Source organism: Streptomyces chiangmaiensis, assembly GCF_036281785.1.
GTDB classification, from domain to species: Bacteria; Actinomycetota; Actinomycetes; order Streptomycetales; family Streptomycetaceae; genus Streptomyces; species Streptomyces chiangmaiensis.
This window is the reverse complement of record NZ_JAYWVC010000022.1, coordinates 33,662-45,545: the sequence shown is the minus strand read 5'-3', so window position 1 is coordinate 45,545 and position 11,884 is coordinate 33,662. Positions and strand designations below refer to the sequence as shown.

The 11,884-nt window shown below is 71.1% G+C and carries 10 protein-coding genes and 1 pseudogene; 8 read left to right on the top strand and 3 right to left on the bottom strand.

Features of this window, described 5'->3' with window-relative positions:
- Window positions 1-94: 94 nt before the first annotated feature.
- Both VXC91_RS10205 and VXC91_RS10200 read right to left on the bottom strand, forming a co-directional pair.
- Window positions 95-865 (bottom strand): DeoR/GlpR family DNA-binding transcription regulator, encoded by a 771-nt coding sequence (locus VXC91_RS10205; protein WP_329506764.1) that lies wholly within the window; start codon window positions 863-865, stop codon window positions 95-97.
- Between the two features lie 263 nt (window positions 866-1,128).
- Window positions 1,129-1,938, bottom strand: a complete 810-nt coding sequence (locus tag VXC91_RS10200; RefSeq protein ID WP_329506789.1) for an NAD-dependent epimerase/dehydratase family protein — start codon at window positions 1,936-1,938, stop codon at window positions 1,129-1,131.
- Between the two features lie 310 nt (window positions 1,939-2,248).
- Between VXC91_RS10200 and VXC91_RS10195 the strand changes: the two genes are divergently transcribed.
- A complete protein-coding gene (locus VXC91_RS10195) occupies window positions 2,249-3,190 on the top strand; it encodes a 5-dehydro-4-deoxyglucarate dehydratase (protein ID WP_329506763.1) in 942 nt (313 codons plus the stop codon).
- Window positions 3,187-4,350 (top strand): hypothetical protein, encoded by a 1,164-nt coding sequence (locus VXC91_RS10190; RefSeq protein WP_329506762.1) that lies wholly within the window; start codon window positions 3,187-3,189, stop codon window positions 4,348-4,350. Before VXC91_RS10195 ends, VXC91_RS10190 begins: the two co-directional genes overlap by 4 nt.
- On the opposite strand, the pseudogene VXC91_RS10185 reads toward VXC91_RS10190, so the two are convergent.
- Window positions 4,287-5,519, bottom strand: a pseudogene (locus tag VXC91_RS10185) (MFS transporter). The gene VXC91_RS10190 and the pseudogene VXC91_RS10185 overlap by 64 nt on opposite strands.
- Before the next feature lie 202 nt (window positions 5,520-5,721).
- On the opposite strand from VXC91_RS10185, the gene VXC91_RS10180 reads away from it, so the two are divergent.
- From VXC91_RS10180 to VXC91_RS10155, 6 genes are all read left to right on the top strand, one after another.
- Complete coding sequence (locus VXC91_RS10180) at window positions 5,722-6,141, top strand: DUF6010 family protein (protein ID WP_329506761.1); 420 nt, start codon at window positions 5,722-5,724, stop codon at window positions 6,139-6,141.
- A 77-nt stretch (window positions 6,142-6,218) separates the two neighbouring features.
- On the top strand, window positions 6,219-6,806 hold the full coding sequence (locus tag VXC91_RS10175) for a TIGR03086 family metal-binding protein (RefSeq protein WP_329506760.1): 588 nt from the start codon (window positions 6,219-6,221) through the stop codon (window positions 6,804-6,806).
- A gap of 173 nt (window positions 6,807-6,979) precedes the next feature.
- A complete protein-coding gene (locus tag VXC91_RS10170) occupies window positions 6,980-7,636 on the top strand; it encodes a GntR family transcriptional regulator (protein ID WP_329506759.1) in 657 nt (218 codons plus the stop codon).
- Complete coding sequence (locus VXC91_RS10165) at window positions 7,633-8,544, top strand: dihydrodipicolinate synthase family protein (RefSeq protein WP_329506758.1); 912 nt, start codon at window positions 7,633-7,635, stop codon at window positions 8,542-8,544. Before VXC91_RS10170 ends, VXC91_RS10165 begins: the two co-directional genes overlap by 4 nt.
- Complete coding sequence (gene araD, locus VXC91_RS10160; protein WP_329506757.1) at window positions 8,532-10,262, top strand: L-arabinonate dehydratase; 1,731 nt, start codon at window positions 8,532-8,534, stop codon at window positions 10,260-10,262. The genes VXC91_RS10165 and araD overlap by 13 nt, the downstream gene beginning before the upstream one ends.
- Before the next feature lie 158 nt (window positions 10,263-10,420).
- Window positions 10,421-11,872, top strand: coding sequence for an NCS2 family permease (locus tag VXC91_RS10155; protein ID WP_329506756.1), 1,452 nt, complete (start codon window positions 10,421-10,423; stop codon window positions 11,870-11,872).
- Window positions 11,873-11,884: the final 12 nt, after the last annotated feature.

The window sequence follows — 11,884 nt, the reverse complement described above, 5'->3', positions numbered from 1 at the left end:
ATGTGCGTGGTCCGCCGTGCGGCGCACCGGGTGAACGGCGGACGGACGTTTACCGAAGGGGTGTGCGGTTGTGCGTGGGACGGCTGCGGATCGGTCAGACCCGGATGACCTGAGGGCCGAGCAACGAGTAGCGGTGTGCCTCGGACGTCGGCAGCAGGGTGCTCGTGACGATCGCCTCCAGGGCGCCGACCTCCGCGAACCGGCAGAAGCTCACCGCCCCGAACTTGGTGTGCACGCCCGCGAAGACCGTGCGGCGCGAGGCGCGGATGGCCTGGGCCTTGACCTCACTGACCGCGGGGTCGGGTGTGGTCAGCCCGTTTTCGCGGGAGATGCCGTTGGCGCCGATGAACGCCAGGTCGACGACGAAACCGGCCAGCATCTTCGTCGTCCAGTGGTCCACGGTGGCGAGTGTGCCGGGGCGCACCCGGCCGCCCAGCAGCAGGACGGTCGTTTTCTCGGCCTCCGCGAGCGCGCCCGCGGTGGCCAGGGACGCGGTGACCACCGTCAGCGGCCGGTCCCGGGGCAGCGCCTCGGCAATGAGCTGCGGGGTGAAGCCCTCGTCCACGAAGACGGTCTCGGCATCCCCCAGTAGCTCGGCCGCGGCGGCCGCGATCCGGCGCTTCTCCGGCACATGGCTGGTGGCGCGGAAGGCGAGGGTCGTCTCGAAGCCCGCGCTCTCCACGGGATAGGCGCCGCCGTGGGTGCGGCGGACGAGCCCGTGGTCCTCCAGGGCGCGCAGATCGCGACGTACGGTCTCTTTGGCGACGCCCAGCTCTGCTGCGAGCTGGGTGACGTCGACCGAACCCGTCCGGCGGGCGGCTTTGACGATCTCGCGTTGACGTTCCTCCGCTGTCTTCGCCGTCATCGTCCGCACCCGCCTTCCGTCGTGCTGCGTGCTGTGCCCGTTCGGGCCTCGCGGGGCCCTTGGGGGATGTTCTACAGCCGGTGTGCGACGGTGACCAGGTCTGTTGCGCGCCCGAGTGTGCCCGATCCCGCCCGAACGGCTCATCGCGTGCCCGTCACGGACCTGCGACGGAGCGGGGCGGCGGGTGAGATCGGGCAGCATTGGTGCCCGAAAAGCGGAGCGAGCGGGCCCGTTTTGTGCCCGCCCGCTCTCGGTGTCCTCGGTCAGTACGGCCAGATCGGCGGGTCCGTGACGAAGTGGCCGCCCAGATGTGCGTGGGCGGGATTGCCCTGCTCGAGCTCACCCTGTGCGGCGACGAGCTTCTCGGCGTAGGGCTCGGAGTCGTCCTGTGGCTCGTAGCCGAGTGCGCGGGCGGTGGTCAGATCCCACCACAGGCGGGTGTTCGCGGACGATCCGTAGACGACGGTGTGCCCCACGCGCTCGGCGGTCAGGGCCGCGTGGAAGAGACGGGCGCCGTCCTCGGGGCTCATCCAGACCGAGAGCATCCGGACGCTGGTCGGTTCCGGGAAGCAGGAGCCGATGCGTACGGAGACCGTCTCCAGGCCGTGCTTGTCCCAGTAGAGCTGGGCCAGGTCCTCGCCGAAGGACTTGGACAGGCCGTATAAGGTGTCCGGCCGGCGTGGGGTGTCGATCGGGATCAGCGGGTCGTCGCCCTGGGGGCGCGGGGTGAAGCCGACAGCGTGGTTGGAGGAGGCGAACACGATCCGACGCACGCCCTCCTCGCGCGCCGCCTCGTAGAGGTTGTAGGTGCCCTTGATGTTCTCCTTGAGGATCTTCTCGAACGTGGACTCCAGGGAGATGCCCGCGAGGTGCATGATCGCGTCGACGCCGCGCACCGCCACGCGCAGGGCCTCCCGGTCGGCGAGGTCGGCGGTGATCGCGTCCGGCTCGCCCTCGATCGGCCGGAGGTCGAGGAGCCGCAGCTCGTAGCCGTACCGGGGCAGCAGGCCCCGCATCAGGGTGGCGAGTCCGCCGGCGGCGCCGGTCAGCAGAACGGTGCGGGGAGCGGGCATCATCGGGTCTCCTTGTTCTCGGCTTCTCGGCTCGTGCGCCTCCGGGGCACCCCCGGGTTCACTCGTGGAGTCAGCGGCCACATTCGTGCATAGCATTCACATTCATGGACGTGCTACGGGGCGTTCGCGTGGTCCGTCCAGTGTCGCGCGACGGGGCGAAATCCGCCGCCGAGTCGCCCGTTTGTGCGCTTGACCTGCCGCAAGGTGGCCCCGTAGCGTGGGCGCGTTCAGAGACATGGACATGGATCAGACACGTGCACTGGGTACGAGGTTCAATCCATATTATGAGCGCCTGTTCAAGGGAGAGCCCGTGTCGCCAGCCCCTCTTGCCGCTCGCCTCAGCAGCCCCAGCGGGCCGCTGTTCTTCCCCGTGACGGCGTACGGACCCGACGGCTCCGTCGCCCTCGACGTCTACCGCGCGCATGTGCGCGCGGGTGTCGAGGCGGGCGCCGCCGCTGTCTTCGCGTGCTGCGGCACGGGTGAGTTCCACGCGCTGACGCCCGAGGAGTTCCAGGCGTGCGTTCGGGCGGCCGTCGAGGCGGCGGAAGGACGGGTGCCGGTCGTAGCGGGCGCGGGGTACGGGACCGCGCTCGCCGTGCGCTACGCGAAGCTGGCCGAGGCGGCCGGAGCCGACGGGCTGCTCGCCATGCCCCCCTACCTTGTGCAGGCCGGGCAGGAGGGACTGCTGCGGCACTACCGGGAGCTGGCTGCCGCGACCTCGTTGCCGACCATCGTCTACCAGCGCGACAACGCCGTGTTCACGCCCCGGACGGTGGTCGAACTGGCCCGCACGGAGGGTGTCATCGGCTTCAAGGACGGGATCGGCGACCTGGACCTGATGCAGCGCATCGTGAGCGCCGTGCGGACCGAGGGACCGGGCGACTTCCTCTACTTCAACGGCCTGCCGACCGCCGAGCAGACCCAGCTCGCATACCGCGGCATCGGGATCACCCTGTACTCGTCCGCCGTGTTCTGCTTCGTCCCCGAGATCGCCCTCGCCTTCCACAAGGCGCTGGCCTCAGGTGACGTCACCACCGTCCACCGGCTCCTCGACGGTTTCTACCGCCCGTTCGTCGAACTGCGCGCTCAGGGTCGCGGCTACGCCGTCTCGCTCGTCAAGGCCGGAGTGCGCCTGCGCGGCCTCGACGTCGGCGAGGTGCGGCCGCCGCTGCACGAACCGTCCGAGGGCCACGTCAAGCAACTCGCCGAACTGATCGACCGCGGCTACGAGCTGCTGCGGGAGGACGCGTGAAGGTGTCGGCGTTCCTCTACCCCTGGGACGTCAACGGAGACCCTCGGGCCGCGGAGCGCGTGGCCGCCCTGGGGGTTCGGCAGGCGACACTGGCGTCCGCGTACCACTCCACCCGTGCGCTCACTCCCCGGCATCCGCGCCATCGCATCGTGACGGCCCGCCACGCGGCCGTGCTCTACCCGCCGGACGCGCGCTGGGAGGGCCGGGTACTGCGTCCTCACCCGGCCGGGGACTGGGCCCCGGGCGACGCGTTCGGGGAGGCCGCCGAGGCGCTCGCCGGCGCCGGTCTCGAGGTGCACACGTGGGTCGTGCTGGCGCACAACTCCCGCCTCGGGGAGGAACATCCGCGGACCTCGGTGGTCAACGCCTACGGGGACCGGTACCCGTGGGCGCCGTGCATCGCCCAGCCGGACACGCGCGCGTACCTCGTCGACCTCGCCGCCGAGGCGGCCGTGCGGCCGGGTGCGCACGGCACCGAGCTGGAGTCGCTCGGCTGGTACGGACTGGCCCATCTGCACGCCCACGACAAGATCGGCGGGGTGGCGCTCGGGGACGCCGGGCAGTACCTCATGTCGCTGTGTTTCTGCGCAAGCTGCCGTGAGGGGTACGGGGCGCAGGGCGCGGACGCCGGAGTACTGGCCGCGGCGGTACGCGCCGCGCTGGAGCCGGTGTGGCGCGGCGCTCCCTCCGACGGAGGCTGGGCGGGCGTCGAGAAGCTCCTCGGCGAGTCGGAGACGGCCGCCACGCGCGCGTGGCGTGCGGAGGTGGCCCGCTCGCTCCAGGAGGAGGCGGTGGCGGCGGTCCGCGCGGCCGCGCCCGACGGGTTCCAGGTGCTGCTGCACGCGGACCCGGTGTGGTACCACTGCGGGGCCAACGCGGGCGTCGACCCCGCACACATCCTGTCCGTCGCGGACGGGGTGGTGGTGCCCTGCAGCGGTGGCGCGGGCCTGCTCGTGCCGTTCGCGGAGCAGGGCGGGGAAGGATCCGTCGTCGCGGCCAACTTCACCGTGGTCTCCGGTATGGGTGGCGGTCCGCGGACGCTGGAGCGGGACGCGCGAGGGGCGGCGGAGCTGGGCGCGACGGAACTGCGGCTCTATCACGCGGGGTTGGCGTCCGACGGTGACCTGGAGGCCGTGCGGGAGGTCCTCGCCGGGCTCTGAAACAGCAGCCCGGCCGTGACCAGCAGTGCCAGACCCAGCGCCACCAGCAGCGGCCGGTAGTCCACCAGCTCGACCAGCGCCGCTCCGGCGGCCAGCCCGATCACGTTCGGCGCGAAGACCAGGGTGTTGGCCGTGGCCGTCGCTCGGCCCAGCAGCGCACCCGGCGTCTCGCGCTGCACGGCGGTGAGCGCGGCGATCAGCACACAGGGCAGCCCCGCACCGTTCGCCAGCCTGCACGCCACGGCCACCGCGTCGGAGGGGACCGCCCGTGCGGCCACGGCGACGGCCGTGAGGGCGATCCCGCAGGCCCCGAAGCGATGGGCGCCCAGCAGCCGCAACGCGGGTCCGGACACCAGCCCGATCGCCACCGAGCCGACGCCCTGGACGGCGTAGAGCACCCCCGCGTACGCCGGGGAGTGCCCGAGGCCCGCAACAATGGCGTAGACGAGGGCTCCGCAGACACCCGTGAACAGCATGGTGCCGCCGCCGGCCAGCACCAGGGGCCGCAGTCGCGGATGTGCCCACAGGTGGCGGGCGCCCTCGGCGGCCTGCGCGCGCCAGTCGCCCGAAGCCTGCCGCGGCCGGTCCTCGTGGACGCGGAGCAGCACGCACAGACCGGTGGCGAGCACGAAGGTGACCGCGTCCAGGAGCGCGACGCCCGGGCCGCCGTACACCGCGTAGAGGCCCGCTCCGGCCAGCGGGGCCACGAGCTTCATGCCCTCGTTGGCCGTCATCCGCAGCCCGTTGAAGTCGCCCAGCAGCGAGGGGTCGACGGCGGCGGTGACGAGCGTCGACTCCGCCGCGTCCTGGACGACGCCCGCGGCGCCGTAGACGAGCAGGACCGCGAACAGCAGCTACAGGCGATCCGGGGAGTCGACGGTGACGAGGGCGAGCACCAGGGCGGCCAGGAGCAGGTTCACACCGATCAGCAGCGGCTTGCGCCGGATGCGGTCGGCCACCGTGCCGAGCAGCGGTCCGACCAGGGTCGGAGCCCACAGGGCGAAGATGCAGAGCGCCGCCAGACCGTTCGAGCCCGTGAGGTCCTTGACCCACACCCCGGACACCAGCCACAGCGCCGACGTGCCGAAGCCGGAGACCACCACCTGGGTCAGATACAGCCTTGCGTTGCGGTCGCGCAGCAGGCGCGCCCCGGACCATGTCGTCGTCATGCCTGGTCATCGTGGTTCTAAGGAGGTGCCTACGGGATGGGGCAGGTGCCCTAAAGACAGGTCGGCGGGCGGCCCGCGGACGGAAATCCGTCGGTAGCTGTCACTAATTCCCCTGGGGAGCCCGGGTGCGCGGACCTAGCGTGGTGAACCGTCCCCGCGCCGGCCGGCCGCGTCACCCGTACGACCCCGGAAAGGCAGTCCCGTGCAGTACCTCGCGCCCGTAGCCATCGGCGTCCTCTATACGGTCCTCATGTCCCTCCTGCGCGAACCGCACCGGCGGCGCGTCAACGCGGTCATGCTCGCCGGAGCGGGCGCCGCCTATCTCCGCGGCGGCGGTCTCGGCGGCTGGGAGTTCGCGTTCACCGCCCTCGTCACCTATGTCGCCTACCGGGGCCTGGAGTCATGGACGTTCATCGGCGTCGGCTGGCTGCTGCACACCGGGTGGGACGTCGTGCACCATCTCAAGGGCAACCCCATCGTCCCCTTCGAGCACGGCTCCTCGCTGGGCTGCGCGATCTGCGACCCGGTGATCGCGCTGTTGTGCCTGCGCGGCGGGCCCTCGGTCCGTGATCTGCTGCGCGGCAGGCGGCGTGTGGCCGTCAGGGAACACACGGCTCCCTGAAACGGAGGGCCCGGGAGCGATGAGTTCGGCGGTCCACGTCGGTCAACCTCTCGAGTGAAGAGGACTCGGAGGACAGAATGACCGACACGATCGTCGATCTCGGAGCGCAGACGCGCATCGTTGCCCGGCTCGCCGCCGGGGTGCGCGACGAGCAACTCCTGGACGCCACGCCCTGCCCCGGCTTCACGGTGCGCACGCTGCTGGGCCATCTGCTGGGGCTGGCCGTCGCGTTCCGGGACGCCGGGCGCAAGGATCTCGGCGCCACCACGGACACCGGTCCGGACGCCACCGAACCGGACATCGGGCCGGGCTGGCGCGAGGAACTGCCGCTGGCGCTCGACCAGATGGCCGAGGCCTGGCGTGACCCCGCGGCCTGGGCGGGTGAGACCCGCGCCGGTGGAGTGGCTCTGCCGGGCCGGGTCGCGGGCGCCGTCGCGGCCGACGAACTGGTGATCCACGGCTGGGACCTGGCCAGGGCCACCGGCCAGGAGTACGAACCGGACCCGGGGGCGCTCATGGCCTCGTACGGCTTCCTGGCCGCCGCGGCCGACGACCCGGACCGCGGTGGCGGCCTGTTCGGTCCGGTCGTGTCCGTTCCGGCCGATGCCCCACTGCTCGACCGGGCGATCGGCCTCAGCGGACGGGACCCCGACTGGAAGTCGTGAGCGGCTGATTCCCTGCCGCACGGTGGGCAACCGTGGTGCGGGGCACGAGGGTTCCCGGGTCCCGACTTCTCTGGTCCTGAGCGTTGACGGACTTCCCGCACGCGCCTAGGTTCATCGCGTCGTACTTCATACGTCATATATGAGACGCGATATACGAGACCCGAGAGGCGTGTATGACCTCTGTGCCCACACCGATCCCCTCCCGCACGCAGTTCGTGCTGGAGGGGATCAAGCACCGCATCCTCACCGGGCAGCTCGTGCCCGGTCGGCCCCTGGTCGAGACCGAACTCGCCGCGCAGTACGGGGTGTCGAAGACGCCCGTGCGTGAGGCGCTCAAGACCCTCGCGGGGACCGGGCTCGTCGTGATGAGCCAGTACAAGGGCGTCACGGTGCGCACGGTGGATGCGGACATGGCACGGGAGGTCTACGACGTCCGGCTGCTCCTCGAGCCGGAGGCACTGCGCCGCTCGGTGCGGCGCCGGGCCGTGCTCGACGCCGCGAGTGACGCGCTGGACCGGGCCGACGCGGCGACGGACACCGCCGAACGCTCGCTGGCCAACCGGGAGTTCCACCGCGCCCTGTATATGCCCTCCGGCAACCCGCTGCTCGGCCGGATGCTCGACGAGGTCCGCGACCAGGCCGCCCTGGTCTCCGCCGTCGCATGGGCCGTTGATCCCTGCTGGGCGGCGGAGGCCGCCGAGCACCGGGAGATCCTGCGGCTCGCCCGGCTGGGCGACGCGGACGGCGCCGCGAGCGCTCTGCACGACCACATCGCGTCGTTCGTCCACCGGGCGTTCCCCGGTACGCGGGAAGAGGAGGGCCGGCGATGAGCGGCGTCGCGTTCGACACCCAGCGGGCGGCCCTTGCCGATGTGGTGGCGATCCCGGTGACCCCGTTCGCCGAGGACGGCACCATCGACCGGGACGTCCACCGGGCGCTGCTGCAGCGGCTGCTGGACGGCGGTGTCAGGACCCTGACCCCGGGCGGCAACACCGGTGAGTTCTACGCCCTCACGCCCGAGGAACGGCGATCGGTGACCGAACTGACCCTCGAGGAGGCGGGGGAGTCCGCCACCGTGCTCGTCGGTGTCGGGCACGATGTGCCCACCGCCGTCGCCACCGCCCGCCACGCCGCCGAGCGGGGCGCCGCAATGGTGATGGTCCATCAGCCCGCGCATCCCTACGTCTCTCCCGCCGGGTGGGTCGACTACCACCGGGCCATCGCCGAGGCGGTGCCCGGCCTCGGGGTGGTCCCCTATGTCCGCGACGCCCGGCTGCACGGTTCCCGGCTCGCCGAACTGGCCGACCACTGCCCGAACGTCATCGGTGTGAAGTACGCCGTCCCGGACGCCGCCCGGTTCGCCGCCTTCGCGCGGGACGCCGGCCTGGACCGCTTCGTGTGGGTGGCCGGCCTCGCCGAGCCGTACGCCCCCTCCTACTTCTCGGCGGGCGCCACCGGCTTCACCTCCGGGCTGGTGAACGTCGCCCCGGCGATGTCGCTGAACATGATCACGGCGCTGCGGTCCGGCGACTACCGGGCCGCCATGAAGGTCTGGGAGCAGATCCGCCGCTTCGAGGAGCTGCGCGCGGCGAACGGTTCCGCCGACAACGTCGCCGTGGTCAAGGAAGCCCTCGCCTCGCTCGGCTTGTGCGGCCGCACCGTGCGCCCGCCGAGCAGGACGCTGTCCGAGGAGGCGCGCGCCGAGGTCTCCGGCATCGTCGCCGGGTGGTGCCTGTGAAGAAGCCCGAAGAACTCCGCAGTCACCAGTGGTACGGCACCGACGGGCTGCGCTCCTTCAGCCACCGGGCCCGCACCCGCCAGCTCGGCTACCTCCCCGAGGAGCACCTGGGCAAGCCCGTCATCGCGATCCTGAACACCTGGTCGGACATCAACCCCTGCCACGTCCATCTACGGGACCGGGCCCAGGCGGTCAAGCGGGGCGTGTGGCAGGCCGGCGGCTTCCCGCTGGAGTTCCCGGTCTCCACGCTCAGCGAGACCTTCCAGAAGCCGACCCCCATGCTCTACCGCAACCTCCTCTCGCTGGAGACCGAGGAACTGCTGCGCTCCTATCCGGTCGACGGGGCCGTGCTGATGGGCGGCTGCGACAAGTCCACGCCCGCGCTCCTCATGGGTGCCGCCTCCGCCGACCTGCCGGCCGTGTTCGTGCCCGCCGGTCCCATGCTGCCGGGCCACTGGCGCAGTGAGGTCCTCGGCTCGGGCACCGACATGTGGAAGTACTGGGATGACAAGCGTGTCGGGCTCATCGGCGACTGCGAGATGTCGGAGCTGGAGAGCGGGCTCGCCCGCTCGCCCGGGCACTGCATGACCATGGGCACGGCGTCCACGCTCACCGCTGCCGCCGAGGCCCTCGGGGTGACCGTGCCCGGTGCGTCGAGCATCCCGGCCGTCGACTCCGGGCACGAGCGCATGGCAGCCGCGTCCGGACGCCGGATCGTGGAACTCGTGCTCCAGGACCGCAGGCCGAGCCACATCCTCACGCGCGAGGCCTTCGAGGACGCGGTGACCACGGTCCTGGGGCTCGGCGGTTCCACCAACGCCGTCATCCATCTGATCGCCATGGCCGGCCGGGCCGGAGTCCCGCTCACCCTCGACGACTTCGACCGCATCGCGCGGACGACGCCCGTGCTCGCCAACGTCCGGCCCGGCGGCGAGCGGTACCTCATGGAGGACTTCCACTTCGCGGGCGGCCTGCCCGCCTTCCTGTCCCGGATCCCGGACCTGCTGCACCTGGACCGGCCGACGGTCTGCCACGACACCCTGCGCGAGCAGATCGCGGGAGCCCGGGTGCACGACGACGACGTCATCCGGCCCCGCGACAACCCGGTCGCGCAGGAGGGCGGGGTCGCCGTGCTGCGCGGCAACCTGTGCCCGGACGGTGCCGTCATCAAGCACATCGCCGCGGAGCCGCACCTGCTCGCGCACACCGGGCCCGCGGTCGTCTTCGACGACTACAGGACGATGCAGCGGACCATCGACGACCCGGCCCTCGGCATCACCGCGGACAGCGTGCTGGTTCTGCGCAACGCCGGTCCGAAGGGCGGACCCGGGATGCCCGAGTACGGGATGCTGCCCATCCCCGGCCATCTGCTGAAGCAGGGCGTACGGGACATGGTCCGGATCTCCGACTCCCGGATGAGCGGCACGAGTTACGGCGCATGCGTGCTGCATGTGACGCCGGAGTCGTATGTCGGCGGCCCACTGGCGCTCGTACGCACCGGCGACAGCATCACGCTCGACGTCGAGGCGCGCACCCTCCGGCTCGAGGTGGACGACGACGAACTGGAGCGTCGCCGGACACGATGGACCCCGCCGCCGGCGCGGTACGACCGCGGCTACGGAGTGCTCTACAACGGACAGATCACCCAGGCGAACACCGGCTGCGACTTCGAGTTCCTGGCCCGGCCGGGGAAGGTGCCGGATCCGTATGCGGGTTGAGGGCGCGCGGTGCCCCTGCTGCTCCTGCGGAGTCACCGGATCCACTGCGGGAGGCGGAACTTGATTCCGTGACACGGAGAAGACCTGAAACCGGTTCACCGGGGGAACAATGCAGCGAGATTCCCACACCGGCTCACCAGGCAACGAGGAGCACCGCCATGTCCGAAACGCAGAAGGCGGCCGACCGGTCGAGTTCCGCACCCCCCGAGGCGAACGGCATCGACCGGTTCTTCAAGATCTCCGAACGGGGCTCCAGCTTCGGCCGCGAGATACGCGGCGGCTTCGCCACGTTCTTCACCATGGCCTACATCCTGGTCCTCAATCCGATCATCCTGGGCAGCGCCAAGGACAAGTTCGGCCACCAGCTGGACACGGGCCAACTGGTCACCGCCACCGCCCTGGTGGCGTGCGTCATGACCGTCATCATGGGCGTCGGCGGCAATCTGCCGCTCGCCATCGCCGCCGGGCTCGGCCTCAACGCCGTCGTCGCCTTCCAGCTCGCCCCGTTGATGAGCTGGGCCGACGCCATGGGCCTCGTCGTCCTCGAGGGCGTCCTCATCTGCGTCCTGGTCCTCACCGGGCTACGGGAAGCGATCATGAACGCCATCCCGCAGCAGCTGAAACAGGCGATCGGCGTCGGCATCGGGCTCTTCATCGCCTTCATCGGCTTCGTCGACGCCGGGTTCGTCAGCCGTATCCCGGACGTCGCGAACACCACCGTGCCGGTGCAGCTCGGTGCCGTGGGCCGGCTGACGGGCTGGCCCGTGCTCGTGTTCTGTCTCGGTGTGCTGCTGACCATCGCGTTGCTCGCACGCAAGGTGAAGGGCGCGATCCTGATCAGCATCGTGGCCATGACGGTGGTCGCGATCGTCATCGACGCCGTGGCGGACATCACGAGCTGGGGCCTGACCACCCCCAAGGTCCCCGACAAGATCGTGGCGAGCCCGGACTTCGGGCTCGTCGGCCATTTCAGCCTGTTCGGCGGCTTCGGGAAGGCCGGTGTGCTCACCGCCGTCCTGCTGGTCTTCACCCTGATCCTGTCGGACTTCTTCGACGCCATGGGCACCATCGTCGGCATCAGCGCGGAAGCGGGACTGCTCGACGAGAACGGCAAGGTGCCGGGAATCGGGCGCGTCCTGTTCATCGACGGCGCCGCCGCGGTGGCCGGCGGTGTCGCCTCCGGCTCGTCCAACACCGCCTACATCGAGTCCGCGGCCGGCGTCGGCGAGGGCGCGCGCACCGGATTCGCCAACCTGGTCACCGGCGGCCTCTTCGGCCTCGCGCTCTTCCTCACCCCGCTGCTGACCATCGTTCCGCTCCAGGCCGCGGCACCCGCCCTGATAGCGGTCGGCTTCCTGATGATGACGCATGTCAAGCACATCGACTGGGACCGGTACGAGATCGCCATCCCGGCGTTCCTGACCATCGCCGCGATGCCGTTCACCTACTCGATCACCGACGGCATCGGAGCCGGCTTCGTGTCGTACGTCGTCATCAAGACCGTCCTCGGCAAGGCCAAGGAGGTCCACTGGCTGCTGTGGGGTGTGTCGGCGCTGTTCCTGGTGTACTTCGCGATCGATCCGGTGGAGCAGATCCTGGGCGTGAAGTGAGGGCCGGGGACG

What these genes read in the sequence shown, in the direction of transcription:
- VXC91_RS10205 (WP_329506764.1), bottom strand. Translation starts at nt 865, where the DNA reads ATGACGGCGAAGACAGCGGAGGAACGTCAACGCGAGATCGTCAAAGCC.
- VXC91_RS10155 (WP_329506756.1), top strand. Translation starts at nt 10,421, where the DNA reads ATGTCCGAAACGCAGAAGGCGGCCGACCGGTCGAGTTCCGCACCCCCC.
- VXC91_RS10165 (WP_329506758.1), top strand. Translation starts at nt 7,633, where the DNA reads ATGAGCGGCGTCGCGTTCGACACCCAGCGGGCGGCCCTTGCCGATGTG.
- VXC91_RS10170 (WP_329506759.1), top strand. Translation starts at nt 6,980, where the DNA reads ATGACCTCTGTGCCCACACCGATCCCCTCCCGCACGCAGTTCGTGCTG.
- VXC91_RS10200 (WP_329506789.1), bottom strand. Translation starts at nt 1,938, where the DNA reads ATGCCCGCTCCCCGCACCGTTCTGCTGACCGGCGCCGCCGGCGGACTC.
- VXC91_RS10175 (WP_329506760.1), top strand. Translation starts at nt 6,219, where the DNA reads ATGACCGACACGATCGTCGATCTCGGAGCGCAGACGCGCATCGTTGCC.